Source organism: Streptomyces sp. NPDC051218 (genome assembly GCF_044455475.1).
Lineage (GTDB): Bacteria > Actinomycetota > Actinomycetes > Streptomycetales > Streptomycetaceae > Streptomyces.
On the sequence record NZ_JBITEU010000001.1, the window covers coordinates 417,127 to 434,790 of the forward strand.

General features: G+C 71.2%; 18 protein-coding genes. 6 read left to right on the top strand and 12 right to left on the bottom strand.

What is annotated here, in order from left to right:
• The first annotated feature begins 31 nt into the window (after positions 1 to 31).
• On the top strand, positions 32 to 811 hold the full coding sequence (locus tag ACIBCK_RS01955; RefSeq protein WP_399386134.1) for an alpha/beta hydrolase: 780 nt from the start codon (positions 32 to 34) through the stop codon (positions 809 to 811).
• On the top strand, positions 723 to 1,442 hold the full coding sequence (locus tag ACIBCK_RS01960) for a hypothetical protein (RefSeq protein ID WP_399386135.1): 720 nt from the start codon (positions 723 to 725) through the stop codon (positions 1,440 to 1,442). Before ACIBCK_RS01955 ends, ACIBCK_RS01960 begins: the two co-directional genes overlap by 89 nt.
• On the opposite strand, the gene ACIBCK_RS01965 is transcribed toward ACIBCK_RS01960, so the two are convergent.
• The 6 genes from ACIBCK_RS01965 to ACIBCK_RS01990 all read right to left on the bottom strand — a co-directional run bounded on the left by ACIBCK_RS01965 (position 1,439) and on the right by ACIBCK_RS01990 (position 6,273).
• The gene (locus ACIBCK_RS01965; RefSeq protein WP_399386136.1) at positions 1,439 to 2,203 is read right to left on the bottom strand and encodes an endonuclease/exonuclease/phosphatase family protein; all 765 of its coding nucleotides are present in this window, start codon (positions 2,201 to 2,203) and stop codon (positions 1,439 to 1,441) included. The genes ACIBCK_RS01960 and ACIBCK_RS01965 overlap by 4 nt on opposite strands.
• A gap of 92 nt (positions 2,204 to 2,295) precedes the next feature.
• Positions 2,296 to 3,237, bottom strand: coding sequence for an ROK family glucokinase (locus tag ACIBCK_RS01970; RefSeq protein ID WP_367041057.1), 942 nt, complete (start codon positions 3,235 to 3,237; stop codon positions 2,296 to 2,298).
• Positions 3,238 to 3,291: 54 nt separating this feature from the next.
• Complete coding sequence (locus tag ACIBCK_RS01975; RefSeq protein WP_399386137.1) at positions 3,292 to 3,759, bottom strand: DUF5304 domain-containing protein; 468 nt, start codon at positions 3,757 to 3,759, stop codon at positions 3,292 to 3,294.
• Positions 3,760 to 3,831: 72 nt separating this feature from the next.
• Positions 3,832 to 4,962: an ArsA family ATPase gene (locus tag ACIBCK_RS01980; RefSeq protein ID WP_399386138.1), complete on the bottom strand. Its 1,131-nt coding sequence runs from the start codon at positions 4,960 to 4,962 to the stop codon at positions 3,832 to 3,834.
• 27 nt (positions 4,963 to 4,989) lie between these two features.
• Entirely contained in the window at positions 4,990 to 5,433 is a 444-nt protein-coding gene (locus ACIBCK_RS01985) for an SRPBCC family protein (RefSeq protein WP_399386139.1), read from the bottom strand.
• Between the two features lie 90 nt (positions 5,434 to 5,523).
• Positions 5,524 to 6,273 (bottom strand): metallophosphoesterase, encoded by a 750-nt coding sequence (locus ACIBCK_RS01990; protein WP_399387189.1) that lies wholly within the window; start codon positions 6,271 to 6,273, stop codon positions 5,524 to 5,526.
• A gap of 339 nt (positions 6,274 to 6,612) precedes the next feature.
• On the opposite strand from ACIBCK_RS01990, the gene ACIBCK_RS01995 reads away from it, so the two are divergent.
• Positions 6,613 to 8,409 carry an AMP-dependent synthetase/ligase gene (locus tag ACIBCK_RS01995; RefSeq protein WP_399386140.1) on the top strand — a complete coding sequence of 599 codons (1,797 nt, stop codon included), beginning with the start codon at positions 6,613 to 6,615 and terminating at the stop codon, positions 8,407 to 8,409.
• A gap of 195 nt (positions 8,410 to 8,604) precedes the next feature.
• Here ACIBCK_RS01995 and ACIBCK_RS02000 read toward each other — a convergent pair whose 3' ends face one another.
• Positions 8,605 to 9,747, bottom strand: coding sequence for a glycosyltransferase family 4 protein (locus ACIBCK_RS02000; RefSeq protein ID WP_399386141.1), 1,143 nt, complete (start codon positions 9,745 to 9,747; stop codon positions 8,605 to 8,607).
• 114 nt (positions 9,748 to 9,861) lie between these two features.
• Between ACIBCK_RS02000 and ACIBCK_RS02005 the strand changes: the two genes are divergently transcribed.
• Positions 9,862 to 11,130, top strand: coding sequence for a glycosyltransferase 87 family protein (locus ACIBCK_RS02005; RefSeq protein ID WP_399386142.1), 1,269 nt, complete (start codon positions 9,862 to 9,864; stop codon positions 11,128 to 11,130).
• Here ACIBCK_RS02005 and ACIBCK_RS02010 read toward each other — a convergent pair.
• The 5 genes from ACIBCK_RS02010 to ACIBCK_RS02030 all read right to left on the bottom strand — a co-directional run bounded on the left by ACIBCK_RS02010 (position 11,087) and on the right by ACIBCK_RS02030 (position 16,502).
• Positions 11,087 to 12,247, bottom strand: a complete 1,161-nt coding sequence (locus ACIBCK_RS02010; RefSeq protein WP_399387190.1) for a hypothetical protein — start codon at positions 12,245 to 12,247, stop codon at positions 11,087 to 11,089. The two genes, ACIBCK_RS02005 and ACIBCK_RS02010, sit on opposite strands and share 44 nt — an antisense overlap.
• Before the next feature lie 74 nt (positions 12,248 to 12,321).
• Positions 12,322 to 13,347 (bottom strand): NlpC/P60 family protein, encoded by a 1,026-nt coding sequence (locus ACIBCK_RS02015; protein ID WP_399386143.1) that lies wholly within the window; start codon positions 13,345 to 13,347, stop codon positions 12,322 to 12,324.
• A gap of 230 nt (positions 13,348 to 13,577) precedes the next feature.
• On the bottom strand, positions 13,578 to 14,609 hold the full coding sequence (locus tag ACIBCK_RS02020; RefSeq protein ID WP_399386144.1) for an NlpC/P60 family protein: 1,032 nt from the start codon (positions 14,607 to 14,609) through the stop codon (positions 13,578 to 13,580).
• Between the two features lie 269 nt (positions 14,610 to 14,878).
• Positions 14,879 to 16,228, bottom strand: a complete 1,350-nt coding sequence (locus ACIBCK_RS02025; RefSeq protein WP_399386145.1) for an NYN domain-containing protein — start codon at positions 16,226 to 16,228, stop codon at positions 14,879 to 14,881.
• Positions 16,229 to 16,262: 34 nt separating this feature from the next.
• On the bottom strand, positions 16,263 to 16,502 hold the full coding sequence (locus ACIBCK_RS02030) for a hypothetical protein (RefSeq protein WP_363208279.1): 240 nt from the start codon (positions 16,500 to 16,502) through the stop codon (positions 16,263 to 16,265).
• Positions 16,503 to 16,640: 138 nt separating this feature from the next.
• On the opposite strand from ACIBCK_RS02030, the gene ACIBCK_RS02035 reads away from it, so the two are divergent.
• Positions 16,641 to 17,372, top strand: coding sequence for a rhomboid family intramembrane serine protease (locus ACIBCK_RS02035; protein ID WP_399386146.1), 732 nt, complete (start codon positions 16,641 to 16,643; stop codon positions 17,370 to 17,372).
• Positions 17,369 to 17,650 carry an Lrp/AsnC family transcriptional regulator gene (locus ACIBCK_RS02040; RefSeq protein WP_249590376.1) on the top strand — a complete coding sequence of 94 codons (282 nt, stop codon included), beginning with the start codon at positions 17,369 to 17,371 and terminating at the stop codon, positions 17,648 to 17,650. Before ACIBCK_RS02035 ends, ACIBCK_RS02040 begins: the two co-directional genes overlap by 4 nt.
• The last annotated feature ends 14 nt before the right edge of the window (positions 17,651 to 17,664 follow it).

Below are 17,664 nucleotides of genomic sequence, written 5' to 3' on the forward strand. Positions count from 1 at the left end.
CCCGCAGCCACATCTCACGAAGGAGACCGAAGTGCCGGTCCTCCCCGGAGCCGAGCCGTACCGCCACGAGGGCGGCGAGGTCGGCGTCCTCCTCTGTCACGGCTTCACCGGAACCCCGCAGTCCCTGCGCCCCTGGGCGGAGTACCTCGCGGGCCGCGGTCTGACCGTCTCGCTCCCGCTGCTGCCGGGCCACGGCACGCGCTGGGAGGACCTCCAGGTCACCGGCTGGCAGGACTGGTACGCGGAGGTGGAGCGTGAGCTGCGCGGGCTCCTCGAGCGGTGCACGGAGGTCTTCGTCTTCGGTCTGTCCATGGGTGGCGCGCTGGCGCTGCGGCTCGCATCGAAGCACGGCGACGAGGTGCGCGGCCTCGTCCTGGTGAACCCGGCGAACAAAGTGCACGGCCTGGCCGCGCACGCGCTGCCGTTCGCCCGGCATCTGGTGCCCACGACGCCGGGCATCGCCAGCGACATCGCCCTGGAGGGCTCGGAGGAGCTCGCGTACACCCGGGTGCCGCTGCACGCCGCCCACTCGCTGCGCCGGTTCTTCCAGCGGCTCGACCGTGAACTGCCGCAGGTGACGCAGCCGTTGCTGCTGCTGCACAGCCCGCAGGACCATGTGGTGCCCCCGGCCGACTCGGCCAGGATTCTCGGCCAGGTGTCCTCCACGGACGTCACCGAGACCATCCTGGAACAGAGCTACCACGTCGCGACGTTGGACCACGATGCGGACCGGATCTTCGAGGAGAGCTACGCGTTCATCGGCCGGCTCGCCCCCAGTGTCGGTAAGGAAGGGACGGCCACCGGTGGCTGAGCAGGACAGAATCGAACCCGACGGCGACGAGAGCCGCGAGCCGGAGAAGCGCCAGGAGCCCTCCGAGGACAAGGGCCTGCCGATCGACGAGGACGCGGCCTGGCAGGCGATCGTCGCGGGGTACGGCCAGGAGCCGGCCGACCCGCCGGGCGCCAAGCCGTTCAAGTCCATCGAGGACCTGGCGCTGCTCGAACCGGAGACGAACGGGACACCCGGGTCGGGCGACGAGAGCGCCAAGAACCTGACGGCGCCCGAGGACCCGGACGACTCCGGGTCCAAGAAGACGCTGGGCGGCTCCGTCTCCTTCGCCCCCGGCATCGGCGGCCCGCGTGACTACGACGCCCCCGAGGCATCGGACGACGACCTCGGCGCGGACGACGAGGGCCACTTCGTCCCGCCGGAGCCGCCGCCGCTGCCCGCCGCGGACGTCACGGCGAAGTTCGCCTGGCTCGCGGTGCTCGGCGGCCCGCTGCTGCTCCTGCTCACCGTGCTGCTCGGCTGGCAGATGACGTGGTGGCTCGCGACGCTCAGCATCGGCGGCTTCCTCGGCGGCTTCGCCACCCTGGTGTCGCGGATGAAGGGCGACGACGACGAGGAGGGCGACGACCCGGGCCGCGGGGCGGTCGTCTAGGCGCGTGCCGTCTTCCCGGCCGCGGGAATCCTGAGGGCGGCGAGCACCGGCAGATGGTCGGTGGCCGCCCGCAGATCCGCCTCGCGCACCCCGTCGAGCTCCAACGGCACACCGCAGCCGAGGACTTCGACCCCCTCGGTGGCGAAGATCGCGTCGATGCGCTGATGCGGGTCCCTGGGCGTCGAGGTGTTCTCGCCGCCCCAGGGCGAGGTCTCCCAGCAGTCCCGCAGCTCCGACGCGAGCCTGCGGAACGTACGCCCCTTGGGCCTGTCGTTCAGGTCGCCGCCCGCGACCGCGTGCTCCACACCCATCCCGGCGAGCCGGTCGAGCAGCATCCCGCCCTGCTCGTACCGCTCGTCGGTCTGCAGACTCAAGTGGCAGCTCAGCACGCCGAGCCGAGCGCCGCCGAACCGCACGACGGCGGTGGCGAAGCCCCGCCGGTGCAGTCCCGGCGTCAGCGGGAGCAGCACGTCCTCGGTCCGCTCGACGGTGGCCCGCAGCGAGCAGAGCAGCGCGGGCCCGGACGCGGTGGCACCGCCCGAGAGCACCACCAGATCGGCGGCGCGTGCGAGGCGCGCCAGCTTCTTGCGCCACCGGAAGAACCGGGGCGCCTCCTGGACGAGTACGAGGTCGGGCGCGCAGGCGGCGATGACCCTGGCCAGCGCGTCGGTGTCGTCCCGCATGGACCGGATGTTGTAACTGAGCACCCGGATCACGGCTGAACCGTCGTCTTCGGTCCGGGAGTTGGGCAGCGTCACCATGGGGATCAAGATACGCGCCGCGCGGTGCCGCCACGCCGAGGCCCGCCGCCCCCGGAAGGGAACAGCGGGCCTCGTTCGAGATCAGCCGGAGGTCACCCCTGGCGCGCCAGGTCGGCGGCGCCCACGAGCCCCGCCTTGTTGCCGAGCTGCGCGGCGAGCACCTGCGCGTGCGGGCGCCACTGCCCGCCGATGAGCCACCGGCGGAACGACTTGCGGATCGGGTCGAGCACCAGCTCGCCCTCGTCGGAGAGGCCGCCGCCCACGATGAAGGCGGAGGGGTCGAAGAGCGAGGCCAGGTCGGCCAGGCCCGCGCCGACCCAGCGGGCCAGCTCGCGGTAGGAGTCGACGGCCACGGGGTCGCCCTGCCGGGCCGCCTCGCTGATGTGCTTGCCCTCGATGCCTTCCACGGTGCCGTCGCCGAGTCCGAGCAGGATCTCCGCGTTCTCCGGCGTCGCGTTGGCGCGCTGCTGTCCGTACCGCAGAAGGGCGCGCCCCGATGCGTACTGCTCCCAGCAGCCCTGGCTTCCGCAGCCGCACAGCAGGCCGTCCGGCACGACCCGGATGTGGCCGAACTCGGCGGCCACGCCGAAGCGTCCGCGGCGCAGTTTGTTGCCGATGATGATGCCGCCGCCGAGGCCGGTGCCCAGCGTGATGACGATGACGTCCTCGTGGCCCGCGCCGGCGCCGAAGCGGTACTCGCCCCAGGCCGCGGCGTTCGCGTCGTTCTCCACGACGACCGGCAGGCCGACCCGCTGCTCGACCTTGTCCTTCAGCGGCTCGTGACGCCAGTCGATGTTCGGTGCGAAGAGAACGGTGGCGCGCTTGTCGTCGACGTAACCGGCGGCGCCGATGCCGACGGCCTCCACGTCGTTCCCCTTGCCGGCCCCGGACACGGCGGCACAGATCGCGTCCACGATGCCTTCGGCGGTCGGCGGCGTGGGCACCTTGTGCGTGTCGAGAATGGTGCCCTCTTCGTCGACCACTCCGGCCGCGATCTTCGTGCCGCCGATATCGACGCCGATGGTGAGTCCCATGTGTCCCTCAGTTTCGGTCGAGCCCCGCTATGGGCAACCGTACCCGAGGGGTAGTCAGTCCAGGTCGATGTGTTCACCGGGACCGGGGCCCTCGTCCCGCGGGTCGGGACCCTTCGCCGCGTCGCCGCCGCGGGTCCAGCGGCCTTCCTGGCCCTCGACCGCGGAGCGGTAGGCGGCGAGCAGTTCACCGCCGGCGGCCGCGAGGTGGTCGAAGACGTCGGGGTTGCGCTCGATGACCGGTTCGACGGCGGCCTTCGCCTGCTGGACGACCTGCCGCACGGTCTGCTCGACGGCGCCCTGCGCGACCGCGCCGAGCAGCGGCGTCTGGAGCCCGGACAGCTTCTCCGATACGGCGTCGACGAGCTTGCGCAGCTCCTCGCCCGCCGATCCGGGCTGCGTCCCGTACTGGGCACGGCGCCGGGCCTTCTCCGCGGCGAGGTCCTCGGCGCACGCCTGCTCCCACGCGTCGGCGTCGGCGCTCGCTTCGGGTTCGGGCACTTCGCGCTCGGTGGCATCGCTCATGACGGACAGACTCCTGCGGAGGGCGGCCTATGCATTCGTACTCTCGACGTTACCCGAACGGCGGTAGCCCGTTCACCGTGTGCGCGGCCACAGATCCGGGTCGGGCGCGAACCGCACCCGCAGCTCGCCCTCGCGCAGCCCGGCCCCCACGACGGTGCAGCGGCGCAGGGCGGACGGCAGGGGCACCATGCGCCGGAAGGGACCCGCGGTGACGACGAGTTCGTCCCCGCGCCGGATCAGACCGAGCTCTTCGCGTACGGCGCCGGGGAGCGGGATGTGCCAGATCAGTACGCCCTCGTCGGCGAGGACGTCCACCACGGGCCACCGCACGGGCTCCGGGGCTGCGGCTGGAGCGGGCACGCAAAGAGCGGCCAGGTCGTCGGCGCCGCGGGGGTCGCGGCCCAGGTGCGGGAGCGGGATGAGGCGCTCGCCGTACGCCTCCTGCCACTCGTCCAGGGTCTTGCGCTGCTGGGCGATGAGCGCGGCGAACCAGGTGTCGGCGGTGTCATCGGGCAGGACACGGTTGGCGTGCAGGGCGTCGGTGCGCAGGCCGAGCAGTGCGAGGCCGGTGGCGGCGGCGCGCACGGCGTCGGCGCCACCGGGTCCCGGCTCGGCGACCAGGCGGACGGTCGTGTCAGGGGCCTCGATCACGGCCTGCGCGGCGGCGAGCTCGGTGTCCCAGCGGGCCGCGGTCTCGTACAGCCAGGCGGCGGGCATCGGGACGCCCGCGATGCGCCCGAGCATGGGCCGCAGGGCGCGGGCCGCCTGCCGTTCGGGCGGAAGCAGCCTGCGGAGATAGCGGCGCAGCTGCTCGGGGAGCGCGAGGACGCTGAGGGCGCGGGGCACCGGAGGCAGGTCCACGACCACGGTGTCGTACGCGGCCTGTCGGGCGTCCCGCAGGGCGCGCAGCAGGGCCAGCTCCTCACTGCCCGGCAGGGGGGTGAGCTCCTCGCCTTCGAGGCGTCCGGCGCCGAGCAGGTCGAGCGCGGAGGCGGCACGATTCTGCAGGGCCAGGAGGTCGTCACGGAACTCTTCGCCGGGGGCGAGCCGCCGGACGGTGAGGCCTTGCTCTTCCGCGGTGTCGACCCGGTCGGCGGTGATCAGGAGGGTTCTGCCGCCCTCGCGGGCGGCGGAGAGCGCGGTGGCCGCGGCGACAGTGGTTCGGCCGGAGCCGCCGGGGCCGGTGACGAGGAGGGTGCGCATAAGGGTGAACGTTAGCCCTCCGCGGTTTCAGGCCGTGGGGCCCGACTCCACCCGCTTCTTCAGGCCCGCGAGCGCCCGGTCGGTGATGACCTTCTCCGCCTTGCGCTTGATCATCCCGAGCATGGGGATCTTGACGTCGACGGTCAGCTTGTACGTGACCTCGGTGCCCGCGCCCACGGGCCGCAGGAGGTACGTGCCGTCGAGCGAGCGCAGCATCTGCGACTTGACGAGGGTCCAGCTGACCTCGTTCTCGCCGGTCCACGTGTACCCGAGCGTCTGGTCGTCCTTGATCGCGCCCGCGTCCATGACGAGGCGGACCTGCTTGGCGCGGCCCTGGTCGTCGGTGTCGAGCACCTCCGCCTCCTTCACCTCACCCGTCCAGTCCGGGTAGCGCGCGAAGTCGGCGATCACCCCCATCACCTCGGCCGGTGCCGCCTCGATCGTGATGCTCGAGCTGGTGTGTTCCGCCATCTCTGTGGCTCCTCCAGATGCGGTCCGGTACGGGGGGTGGTGTGTACGTGTGTGACGCGTGAAGGCTACCGCGCACGAAGTGGCTCACCATCACCACTCCAGGGCCCACGGCCTGCCGGAGCTCGCGAAGTGCCCCACGTTCACACACTCCGTCGCCCCGATCCGCATCCGCCGGGTCAACGGCTGGTGAACGTGGCCGAAAAGTGCGTAGCGCGGGCGGGTCCTGTGAATGGCCGCGAGCAGCGCGCGGCTGCCCCGCTCGAAGCGGCGCGCGACGGTGTCGTACAGCAGCTCGGGCACGTCGGGCGGGATGTGTGTGCAGAGCACGTCGACCTCGCCGACGGCCTCGATCTTGGCCGCGTACTCCTCGTCGCTGATCTCGTACGGCGTCCGCATCGGCGTGCGCAGGCCGCCGCCGACGAACCCGAAGACCCGGCCGCCGATCTCGGCCCGCCCGCCGTCGAGGACGGTGGTGCCGGGGCCCGCGTACTCGGGCCAGAGGGCCGGTATGTCGACGTTGCCGTAGGTGGCGTACGTCGGTGTGGGGAAGGCGGCGAACATCTCGGCGTACTGCTTGCGCACCGCGCTCTCGATGGCGGGCCCGCGGTCCATGCCCGCCCACAGCCGTGCGCCCAACTCCCTGGCCTCGTCGAAGCGGCGGGCCGTGCGCAGCTCGACGAGGCGGTCGGCGTTCTCCTCGCCGAAGAGGTCGGGGAAGATGCCGCGCGAGTGGTCGGCGTAGTCGAGGAAGAGGACGAGGTCGCCGAGACAGACGAGCGCGTCGGCGCCCTCGCCCGCGCGGGCGAGGTCCTTCGTGTTGCCGTGCACGTCACTGACCACATGGACCCGGAAACCTGGCATGCCGATCACCCTAGAACGAGCGGGCAAACGTGGGTAGAGGCCCGGAGAAGGGGTGAGATGGGGGCGGACCTGCGGTTACTTCCGAGTCGGGAATGGCGTGGCGTACTGTGCGGTTCAGACCACAACGACGTGTGACGCACCGAACATCTGGCCCGGACCCCCTACCGAACAAGCCATACCCATGGGTAACGTCCGGGCAGTCCAGTAGTGCTCCAGCCTTCTTTCCCCCCATGTCCACGGAGCACCTGCCCGATCTTGGACCGCACCGTCGCATCGCACAACGTCGTGGCGCCGGCGCCCTATGTAGGAGCAGCAGTCTTGCGCGAGTTCAGCCTTCCGGCCCTGTACGAGGTCCCTGCGGACGGCAATCTGACCGACATCGTCCGCAGAAATGCCGCGCAGCACCCGGATGTCGCCGTCATCGGCCGCAAGGTGAACGGCACATGGCAGGACGTCGACGCCAGGACCTTCCTCGCCGAGGTGCGCGCCGCCGCCAAGGGACTCATCGCCTCCGGGGTGCGCCCCGGTGACCGCGTCGCGCTGATGTCCCGCACCCGTTACGAGTGGACGCTCCTCGACTTCGCGATCTGGAGCGCGGGCGCGGTAACCGTGCCGGTGTACGAGACGAGTTCCGCCGAGCAGATCCAGTGGATCCTGGGCGACTCCGGCACCGTCGCCATCATCGTCGAGCTCGACGCGCACAGCGCCGCCGTCGAATCGGTGCGCGACCGCCTGCCCGACCTGGTCAACATCTGGCAGATCGACCGCGGTGGCGTCGACGAGCTGAACCGCGCGGGCGCCGACGTCTCCGAGGAGACCGTCGACGAGCGCGGTGCGGTCGCGGGCGCCGACGACCCGGCCACCATCGTCTACACCTCGGGCACCACGGGCCGCCCCAAGGGCTGCGTGCTCACCCACCGCAGCTTCTTCGCGGAGTGCGGCAACGTGGTGGAGCGCCTCAAGCCCCTCTTCCGCACCGGCGAGTGCTCGGTGCTCCTCTTCCTTCCCGTCGCGCACGTCTTCGGCCGCCTGGTCGAGGTCGCCGCGCTGATGGCGCCGATCAAGCTGGGCCACGCGCCCGACGTCAAGAACCTCACGGACGAACTGGCCTCGTTCCGGCCGACCATGATCCTTGGCGTCCCGCGCGTCTTCGAGAAGGTCTACAACTCGGCGCGCGCCAAGGCGCAGGCCGACGGCAAGGGCAAGATCTTCGACAAGGCCGCGGACACGGCGATCGCGTACAGCCGCGCGCTCGACACCCCGGGCGGTCCCTCGCTCGGCCTGAAGATCAAGTACAAGACGTTCGACAAGCTGGTCTACAGCAAGCTGCGGGCCGTTCTCGGCGGGCGCGGCGAGTACGCGATCTCGGGCGGCGCGCCGCTCGGCGAGCGTCTGGGCCACTTCTTCCGCGGCATCGGCTTCACGGTCCTCGAGGGCTACGGCCTCACCGAGTCGTGCGCGGCCACCGCCTTCAACCCCTGGGACCGCCAGAAGATCGGTACGGTCGGCCAGCCGCTGCCCGGCTCCGTCGTCCGGATCGCCGACGACGGCGAGGTGCTGCTGCACGGCGAGCACCTGTTCACGGAGTACTGGAACAACGAGGGCGCGACCGAAGAGGCGCTGGCCGACGGCTGGTTCCACACCGGTGACATCGGCACGCTCGACGAGGACGGCTACCTCCGGATCACCGGCCGCAAGAAGGAGATCATCGTGACGGCGGGCGGCAAGAACGTCGCTCCCGCGGTGATCGAGGACCGCATCCGCGCGCATGCGCTGGTCGCGGAGTGCATGGTCGTGGGCGACGGGCGGCCCTTCGTGGGGGCGCTGGTCACGGTGGACGACGAGTTCGTGGGCCGCTGGGCCCTGGACCACGGGAAGCCGGCGAGCTCCACGGCGGCCTCCCTGCGGGACGACGTGGACTTCCTCGCGGAGATCCAGAGCGCGGTGGACGACGGTAATGCTGCCGTCTCCAAGGCGGAGTCGGTGCGTAAGTTCCGCGTTCTCGGTTCGCAGTTCACGGAGGAGTCGGGGCATCTGACTCCGTCACTGAAGCTGAAGCGGAATGTTGTCGCGAAGGACTACGCGGACGAGATCGAGGCGATTTACCGCGGGTAGCGTTGGCGGTACCGCCCACTCGCCGTGGGGGGCCCTGTCTCTTCGCGGCTCCAGGTCTCTTGTGGTTGCTCGCGCAGTTCCCGCGCCCCTTGAGGGGCGCTCAGCTGGGCCCCGTAAGGGGCGCGGGGAACTGCGCGACAAGCCCACGACGGCGGTCAGCCGCGCAACAGGCACCCGCGGCAACCCCTCAGGCGCTCAAAGCAGTTCCCGCAGCCGTTCCGCCAGGAGATCCCAGCGCCAGCGCTCCTCCACCCACTCCCGGCCCCGCTCCCCCATCCGCGCCCGCAGCTCCGCATCGCCGAGCAGGGGGATGATCCGGTCGGCGGCCGCCTCCGGGGAGTCTCCCCGGACGACCCAGCCCGTCTCCCCGTCGAGCACCGCGTCCGGCGCCCCGCCGGAGTCACCGGCCACCACGGGAAGGCCGGTCGCCGAAGCCTCCAGGTAGACGATCCCGAGGCCCTCCACGTCGAGCCCGCCCCGCCGGGTGCGGCAAGGCATCGCGAAGACGTCGCCCGCGCCGTAATGCGCGGGAAGCTCCTCCCACGGCACCGCCCCCGTGAACCGCACGGAGTCCGAGACACCGGTCTCGGCAGCCAGCTTCCGCAGCTCCTTCTCGTAGGGTCCGCCCCCGACCACCAGGAGCACCGCCTCAGGCTCCTGAGCCAGAATCCGTGGCATGGCCAGGATCAGCGTGTCCTGCCCCTTGCGCGGGACGAGGCGCGAGACGCACACCACGACCGGCCGGTCCGTCAGGCCGAGGCGGGCCCGCACAGCGTCACCACCCGAGCCGGGGTGGAACGTCTTCTCGTCGACGCCCGGCGGCAGTTGCACCATCCGCCCGGCCGCCGCGGGCGAAAGCGCCACGGCGATGCGCGAACGCGTGTACTCACCCAGATAGGTGACCGTGTCCGTCGAGTCACCGATGCGCCGCAGCAGTTGGCGTGACGCGGGCAGCTGCGCCCACCCCGCCTCGTGTCCGTGCGTCGTGGCGACGAGGCGCCGCGCGCCCGCCTTGCGCAGCGCCGGCGCCATCAGTCCCAGCGGCGCCGCGGCCCCGAACCACACCGACTGGCAGCCGTGTTCCCGCAGCAGCGAGACCGCGCGCCGCGTGACGCGCGGGGTCGGGAGCAGCATCGTCGTGGGGTCGCGTACGACCTTGAAGGGCTGCTCCGCGTCGAAGGCGGCCGTCGCGTCGGCGCCCTCGCGGCCCCGCTTCCACGTGGAGGCGTAGACGACGAGCTGTTCGGGGTCCAGGCGCAACGCCATGTTGTGCAGGAACGCCTGGATGCCACCGGGCCTGGGCGGGAAGTCGTTCGTGACGATCAGGGTCTTGTGCATCGTCGCCGACAGTACCGAAAGCCCGCAGCGACGTGGGACGGCCCAGCCTCCCGAACGGCCCCGCCTCTTGGCCCAGCCCCGGCCCCGGGCGGCATCATTGACCCCCGAACCACAATGAAGTATCCGAAAAGGGGCGTGGTGCGCGTGGCGCGGATCCTGACCGTCTGGGTCCTGACCAGGACCGTGCTGCTGCTCTGCGTCTTCAAGGTGCTCACCGTCCCCGGCCCCGACGTCACCAGTGACGTCGCCGTCATCTATCAGGGCTGGTACGAGGTCCTGCGCACCGGCACCTTCCCCCTCGACGACGTCACCTGGCAGTACCCTCCGGCCGCCGCCCTCGCGGTCCTCTCCCCCGCGCTGCTGCCCTTCATGGACTACACGTCGGCGTTCTTCGTGCTCGCCCTCCTCGCCGACGCGCTCGTCTGCGGGCTGCTCCTGTACGCGGGCCTGCGGCCCGGCAAGTCCCCGCGGGGGGCCTGGGTCTGGGTCGTTGGCGTGGCGCTGCTCGGGCCGACCGTGTACGCCCGTTACGACGTGATGGTGACGGCCGTCGCGGTCGCCGCGCTGCTAGCCGGGGCCCGGCACCCCCGCACGATGGGGGCGCTCGCGGGGTTCGGCGCGCTGCTCAAGGTGTGGCCCGCCCTGCTGCTCATCGGCATGCCACGCGCGCGTGCCACCCGGAGTTCCTGGGGCGCGGCGGTGGTCACCGCGGTCGGCATGACCCTCGCCTTCCTGGTGACGATGCCCGGCGCGCTCGCCTTCCTGACCTTCCAGCGCGACCGCGGCACCGAGGTCGAGTCGCTCGGCGCGCTCGTCTTCCATGTCGCACGCCACCTCGGCTGGCGGGGTGACGTACAGCTGAACTACGGCTCGGTGGAGTTCCTCGGCCCGTACGTCACGCTGGTCAGCACGGTGGCGCAAGGGCTCTCCGTGGTGGCCCTCTGCTGGCTGGTCGTGTGGCGGCTACGGGCCCGCGTCCGGTCGGCGAGCACGGTCGCGGACGCCGCCTTCGTCGCCGTACTGCTGTTCACGGCGACGAGCCGGGTGATCAGCCCGCAGTACCTCCTGTGGCTGGTCGGCGTCGCCGCGGTGTGCCTGGCGTTCCGCGCGAGCCGCATGGCGCTGCCCGCCGGCCTGGTGCTCGCGGCCACGTTCGTCACGTTCCTGGAGTTCCCCCTCTGGTTCTCGCACGTGGTGGCGAGCGACCCGCTGGGCATCACCCTGCTCTTCGTGCGCAACGGCCTGCTCGTCGCGGCGGCGCTGCTCGCCTGCCGCAACCTGTGGCGGCAGACGGTGTCCGAACCGCGGGCCCGTGAGCGCGCCGCGGCGTCCGGAGAGGTCAGCCGAGCTCCTCGCGCAGATACGTACGCCACCGCTCCGTGAACTCCTGCGGGGTGATGTCCAGGACCTCCCGCAGCGCGTCCTCCACGGCGCCCGGCTTCTTCTTGTGCGTGCCGACCTCTTCGTAGAAGCGCGTCAGCGGCTCCTCGCCCCACTGGTCCGCGATCATCCGGCAGGCCAGCCACGACCCCTCGTACGCCTGTGCCAGCTTGCCCGCGTCCCCGCTGAAGCCGAAGGCGTCGTCATCGGGGAGCGTGCCGGGCAGTTCATCGCGCTGGACGGCGCGGCGCAGTTCGGGGGCGGCCTGCGCGGCGGTGCGGCCCGTCCCGCGGTAGCCCACCCAGTCGGCGAACCCTTCGGAGAGCCACAGGGGGGTCGCGGGTGAGGTGTGCGCGCGGGTGGCCACGTGGGTCGTCTCGTGGGTCAGCACGACCTGCTTGCCGAAGTCGCCGAGCACGCCGTACGCCTCGGGGTTGACGATGATCCGGTCCGCGGGCGCCGCCCCGGAGCCGCCCGTCTCCCCCGTGGTCACCGCCGCGATCCCCTGGTACCCGGAAGCGGGCGACCCGAGCAGCCCCGCCATGCCCTCCAGGGACTTGGGCACCATGACGACGACCCGCCGTGGCCACTTCTCCCGCCAGGCGTCCCGCACCAGGGGGACCGCCCGGTCGGCGAGGTCCGCGTACTCGTGCAGCGTCGTCTCGTCCTTCTCGCCGCGCCCGACACCGAGGACGAGGCTGTGAGCGCCCCGTACGGACGTCACGGGCCCTTGGTCCCAGAGTTGCTGCGTGGCCTTCTTCGCGGGCCCCTCAGCGGTGACGTACCACCGTCCTTCGCGCTCCTGGAGCGTGAGCGCGCGCGAGGTGGTGAGCGGTTCGCTGTCGTAGCCCTTGATCCGGTACCGCAGGTCGGCGGTCGCCGTGGCCCGCGTGCCGCTGCGCCGGAAGTCGGTCAGGCGGTACTGCCAGGACTGGAGCGGGACCTCGCGGAGGTTGTCGAAATCCTCGGTGGCCTCGGCTTCCCGGCCCGTGGCCCGGTACGCCCACGCGTCCCGGTCGAGTAGCGCGTCGGCACGCCGGTCGAGCAGCCTGCGCACGTCGCCGGGCGCGGCATCGGGCGCCGCGGGACCGCCGCACCCGACGAGCAGGGCGACACACATCCCGATGACCCACGACCCACGCCCGCGACCAGCCACGTTTCAGATCGTACGGGCAGCGGGCCGCGGGCGGCCGGTCAGATCCGCGTCACCGATGACACCGGCATCATGCCGACCGGGTCGTAGCGCACGGGGGCGCCGGGGTAGGGCGCGTGCACGACCTGGCCGTTGCCCATGTACATCCCGATGTGGCTCGCGTCGTCGCGGTAGGCGACGAGGTCACCGGGCTGCGCCTGCGCCAGCGGCACCTGGCGCCCCGCGTACCGCTGGGCCTGCGAGGTGCGCGGCAGGCCGACGCCCGCCTGTGCGTACGACCACTGGGTGAGTCCCGAGCAGTCGAATCCGGAGGGACCGTTGGCTCCCCACACGTAGGGCTTGCCGATGGCCGACCTGGCCGCCGCGATCGCCGCCGCGGCCCGCGACGACGACGGCCCCGCACTCCCGAGGTCCGGCATCTCGTCGCGGCCCGAGCGCGACGCCCGGTCGTACTTCTCCCGGTCCTGCGAGGACAGCGAGTTGAGCAGCTGACGCGCCTTGGCGAGCTTGTGCTCGACGCTGCGCTTGTGGCGGGCCACGGCGGTGCGGCTCTTCTCCAGCTCGGAGAGCTTGCGCCCCGCCTCCGTGCGCTCCTGGGCGAGGCTGCGCTGGGCCTTCTGCAGATCGGTCAGTTCACCGGCCTGCCGTGCGCTGACGCGGTCGAGCGCCGCCGCGCTGTCCAGATAGCCGTCCGGGTCGGACGAGAGCAACAGGGCGAGGGAGGGGTCGATGCCGCCCGAGCGGTACTGCGCCCCGGCGAGCGAACCGAGCGCGCCGCGCATGGTGTTGATGCGCTCCTGGCCGCGGGCGACGCTGTCCTTGGCCCGCTCGACCTGCTCGCGCAGTGTGTCCGCGCGCTCGTCGGCCTTGTTGTACGCCTCCGTGGCCTTCTCGGCCTGCTCGAAGAGGCGGTCCACCTTGGCCTTGGTGGTGGCCGGGGTGTCCTGCGGTGCGGCGCCCGCCGGTGCGGCGAAGGCGGCCGCGGCGGTTGCCGCGGCGGCTGACAGGACGGTTACGCGCGTGCTCCGGTCCAGGCCGGACAGCGCGAGACGACGATGGGACCCCACGGGAAGCCGCTCTCCCTCCGCTGACGGACCCCCGGACGAAGGACGAACCGGGGGAAAGTCCCCCCGATCCGTCGGGGGATGCGCGCGACAGTAGCCGTGGGATCACGTCACGGCCAAAGACCCGGCCGTGCACACAACGTGACGCCCCGCCGGAGACGCAGGTCACCGACGGGGCGCGCGGTCAGCATGAGTTGCCGGAATTCGCCCGTTCGGACGGCATGCCGGTCGTTTCAGATGCGGACGCCGAACTGGAAGGAGCCGATCGTGGACATCGACTCGTAGCGCACGACGGCGCCCGGCTTCGGGGCGTGCAGGACCTGCCCGTTGCCCGCGTAGAAGCCGACGTGCGCCAGGCTGTTGAAGAACACCAGGTCGCCCGGCTTGAGCTCGCCGCGACCGATCTTCGTGCCGTCGTTCTGCTGGGTGTACGTGGTCCGGGTGATCTGCACACCGGCCTGGTTGTACGCCCACTGCGTGAGGCCGGAGCAGTCGTAGGAGTTGGGGCCACTGCCACCGGAGACGTAGGGCTTGCCGATCTGCGTCGCGGCGGCGCTCAGGGCGGCCTGGCCGCGCTGCGAGGCCGGGACCTCCTTGCCGAGGTCCACGCGGTCGCCGGCGTCGCGGCTGGCACGCGTCTCCTTGGCGGCGAGCTCCTGCTTCTCCTTGGCGGTGAGGGTGTTGAGCAGCTTCTGGGCCTCGCCGAGCTTGCCCTGGACTTCCTTCTTCTTCTTGCCCAGTTCCTTGCGCGTGTCGGCGAGGTCCTTGAGCTTGTCGGAAGCCTCCTTGCGCTCCTGCGCGAGGGTCCGCTGCTTCTCCTGGACCTTCTTGAGCGCCTCGACCTGCTGACCGCTCAACTGGTCCATGGTGGACGCCTTGTCGAGGTAGTCGTCCGGGTCGGCGGAGAGGAAGAGCTGGACGGAGGGGTCGATGCCGCCGGAGCGGTACTGCGCGCTGGCCATCGAACCGAGGCCGCCGCGCAGGTCGTTGAGGTCCTCCTGGCCGCGCGCGACCTTGTCCTGAAGCTCGCCGATCTCCTTCTCGAGCTTCTCCTGCTTCTCCTTGGCGCCGTTGTAACGGTCGGTGGCCCGGCCCGCGTCCTCGTAGAGCTTGTCGACCTTGGACTTGACCTCGTCCTTGCTCGGCTTCTCGTTCGGCGTCGCGTTGGCCGCCTGGGAGGTGAGTGCGACGGCAGCGGCGGCGGTGGCGGTGAGCACGGTCACGCGCGCGCGGCTCGGCTGCTTGGGTCGACGGTGGGACGCCACGAAGGCGGCTCCTTCTTCCTCCAGCCGCCTACCGAGACCCGGTCGGCGGGTACCACCGCTGTCACCCCGGATGGGTGATCAACCGAGCGGAGGTTCGAGGCGAGACCTTAGTGACCTTCTTGTGATCAGTTCAAATCCTGACGGGCAAAAAGTGGACCGTGAGAGGCATATTTTACCGACAACGCACAGGCAGTAATGATCAATTGACACTACGTCGCGCAACCGCCGCCCCAATTCGGGCATACGGAACAGGAGTTACTTGCACACCCTTAGCCCCGCGAAAGCCGCTTCAGGAGGACGGCCGAAGCGACGGGCCGCGCACCCGCCTTCGCGATCCCGTCGGCCACTTCGCGGTCGGTCGACACGACGACCACGGGGCGCCCGGGAGGCTCGGCGCGCACCAGTTGGCGGATCACTTCGTCCGCGGTGACGCCCGGCTTGGAGAACAGCACCCGTACGCCGCGCGGCGGCGCGAGCAGCACGGGCGCGGCGAGTTCGGCGCCGTCGAAGACGCAGGTCATCTCGGCGCCGGTCTGGGCGGCCAGCTGCGAGAGCGAGCCGAGCAGCCGCAGCCGCTGTTTCTCCAGGGGCATCGTCGGATAGCCGGTCTTGGTGACGTTGTAACCGTCCACGACCATGTGGGCCTGCGGCAGCGCGAGCAGCTGGTCGAGGATGGCCGGGTCGTTCTCGGAGAGCGCGCGGGCGGCGATGTCCTTGGGCGTCATCCGCCCCGGCTCGACGGCGTCCACGGTCTCGGCCGGCCGCACGGAGACGGGCGGCAGGGCCAGTTCGCGGCGCAGCCCCTGCGCCGACTCCAGGACCGTGTCGAGCAGCAGCCGCACCCGCATGTCCTCGACGCTGCGGCCCTCGCGCGCCGCCCTGCGGCTGGCCTCCAGGGCGGCCTCGGTCTCGCTGAGCCGGGCCTTGAGCCGCCGGGACTCGCTCTCGGCGGCGGACAACTGCGCCTGGCCCTCGGCGCGTGCGGCGTCGGACTCGGCGGCGGCCTTGCGCAGGGCGGCCTCGCCGCGCTTGACGTCGCTGAGGGCGCCGCGCAGCTTGCGATGCATCGATTCGGCTTCCTTCTTCGCCGATTCGAGCTCCGCGCGCAGCCGTTCGGTCTCGGCCTTCGTATGACCACGGGCCGCCGAGAGTTCCTCGCGCAGCCGTTCGAGCTCGGCGCGGGTCTCGTCGTCCACGCGCTCGGCGTCCGCCCGCTGGGCCTCCTCGCCCGCGGCGGTCACCAGCTTCACCCAGCCGGCGGGACGCAGCACATAGGCCGCGGCCGCCACGTCGAGGGGGTCCGCGGCCGGGGGTGGTGAGCCCGCGTCCAGGGCGCCGGTCAGTTCGGGCTGCGCCTCTCTGAGACGTTCGCCGATGCGCTGCCTGAAGAGGGCGTCACCCTCCAGTGCGGTCGCCATCGCGTTGCCCGCGAACTTCGTGCGCCGGTTCGGTGTAAAGCGGGCGTACTGCCGCAGCTGTGCGGGGAGTTCGCCGACCGTGAGACCGCCGAAACCGTCCGAGACGATCTGGACCACCCGTCGGCGCACTCCGTCGGGCAGCGGGCGGTCGAGCACCTCAGCGGCGCCGTCGTCCGGCTCCCCGCTCGCGCTCTCCACCATCCGTCACCCCACTACCTGTGCGGGGCCCGCTCCCTCAGGAGCCGGCGCCCGGCCTGTCCACGAGTTCCACCTGGTCCACCGCGTTGCACCAGCGACAGCGCACCGACTCAATGGTCTCACTGACCACCTCGCGTTCCTCGATGTTCGACTCACCGGCCAGGTCGAGGTGCACATATTCGACGACCTTCGAACTGCGGGTCACGTCGAAGCGCGTGAGGTTGCCGCAGAGCTGGCAGCGCCACCTGGTGGTGTCGGTCGGCAGAGGAACCGTCATCGTGGCTGTTCGCTTTCCTTCGGGATTCCGTGGTGCGTGGTGCCCGTAACCCTAAGGCCTGTAAGGGTCTCGATGCGGCGCCCGTCCACACGGCGGGGCGGTCTGTACGGGTTGCCGCCCTTACGTCATGCTCTGTCCATGATCAAGACATGGGGTACGACGGTGGGCCGGATGCTCAAGGAGGAGTCCGCCCCGGTGACGTACGGCCTGATCGCCGTCTGCTGTCTGGTCTTCGTGATCTCGCCGGTGTCCGGGCTCAATCCCGCGTACGGGCTCGGCGACCAGCTGCTCGCCGCCCAGCAGGCCTACTTCGAGCGCTGGGGCGTGATCCCCGCCGAGCTGTTCAGCGGGGCGATGCGGCCCCTGCTCGCCCCGGCCACCGCGCTGTTCGTGCACGGCAGCTGGCTGCATCTGATCGGCAACATGCTGTTCCTGTTCGTCTTCGGGGCGATGGCCGAGCAACGGATGGGCCACCTCCAGTTCGCGCTCTTCTATCTCGGCTGCGGCTATCTCGCCCTGTTCGCCTACGCGGTCGCGCACGCGGGCTCCCACCAGACCCTGGTGGGAGCGTCGGGAGCGATCTCTGCGGTGCTCGGTGCCTTTCTCCGACTCTTCCCCAAGGCGCGGGTCACCAGCCTCTTTCCGTTCCTCTTCTTCGTGCCGCTGCGGTTTCCGGCATGGGTGGTGCTGCCGTTCTGGGTGGTGCTGCAGTGGCTCGCGGCATGGCAGGGCGCGGCAGGGCCGGGGGTGGCGTATCTGGCGCACCTGGTCGGGTTCTCCCTGGGCTTCATCTACGCGTGGGGGCGCTGCAGGTGGACAGCTAGAGTGAAGAAGCCAGCACCGGCTACCGAGGGAGACAGTCAGCCGTGATCACCGCGATCGTGCTCATCAAGACCAGCGTGGACCGGATCCCGGAGATCGCCGAGTCGATCGCCGCCCTCGACTGTGTCAGCGAGGTCTTCTCCGTGACCGGTACGTACGACCTGATCGCCATGGTGCGCGTCGGACGCCACGACGACCTGGCCGACGTCATCCCCGGCAAGATCAGCAAGATCCCGGGCGTGGAGGCGACGGACACGCACGTCGCGTTCCGCACGTACTCGCAGCACGACCTCGAAGCGGCGTTCGCGATCGGCCTCGACTCCTGACTCGCCCTTCCCGG

What these genes read in the sequence shown, in the direction of transcription:
- ACIBCK_RS01970 (WP_367041057.1), bottom strand. Translation starts at nt 3,237, where the DNA reads ATGGGACTCACCATCGGCGTCGATATCGGCGGCACGAAGATCGCGGCC.
- ACIBCK_RS02025 (WP_399386145.1), bottom strand. Translation starts at nt 16,228, where the DNA reads ATGGTGGAGAGCGCGAGCGGGGAGCCGGACGACGGCGCCGCTGAGGTG.
- ACIBCK_RS01960 (WP_399386135.1), top strand. Translation starts at nt 723, where the DNA reads ATGCGGACCGGATCTTCGAGGAGAGCTACGCGTTCATCGGCCGGCTCG.
- ACIBCK_RS01980 (WP_399386138.1), bottom strand. Translation starts at nt 4,962, where the DNA reads ATGCGCACCCTCCTCGTCACCGGCCCCGGCGGCTCCGGCCGAACCACT.
- ACIBCK_RS02000 (WP_399386141.1), bottom strand. Translation starts at nt 9,747, where the DNA reads ATGCACAAGACCCTGATCGTCACGAACGACTTCCCGCCCAGGCCCGGT.
- ACIBCK_RS02030 (WP_363208279.1), bottom strand. Translation starts at nt 16,502, where the DNA reads ATGACGGTTCCTCTGCCGACCGACACCACCAGGTGGCGCTGCCAGCTC.
- ACIBCK_RS02010 (WP_399387190.1), bottom strand. Translation starts at nt 12,247, where the DNA reads ATGTGTGTCGCCCTGCTCGTCGGGTGCGGCGGTCCCGCGGCGCCCGAT.
- ACIBCK_RS01965 (WP_399386136.1), bottom strand. Translation starts at nt 2,203, where the DNA reads ATGGTGACGCTGCCCAACTCCCGGACCGAAGACGACGGTTCAGCCGTG.
- ACIBCK_RS01985 (WP_399386139.1), bottom strand. Translation starts at nt 5,433, where the DNA reads ATGGCGGAACACACCAGCTCGAGCATCACGATCGAGGCGGCACCGGCC.
- ACIBCK_RS02035 (WP_399386146.1), top strand. Translation starts at nt 16,641, where the DNA reads ATGATCAAGACATGGGGTACGACGGTGGGCCGGATGCTCAAGGAGGAG.
- ACIBCK_RS02005 (WP_399386142.1), top strand. Translation starts at nt 9,862, where the DNA reads ATGAAGTATCCGAAAAGGGGCGTGGTGCGCGTGGCGCGGATCCTGACC.
- ACIBCK_RS01975 (WP_399386137.1), bottom strand. Translation starts at nt 3,759, where the DNA reads ATGAGCGATGCCACCGAGCGCGAAGTGCCCGAACCCGAAGCGAGCGCC.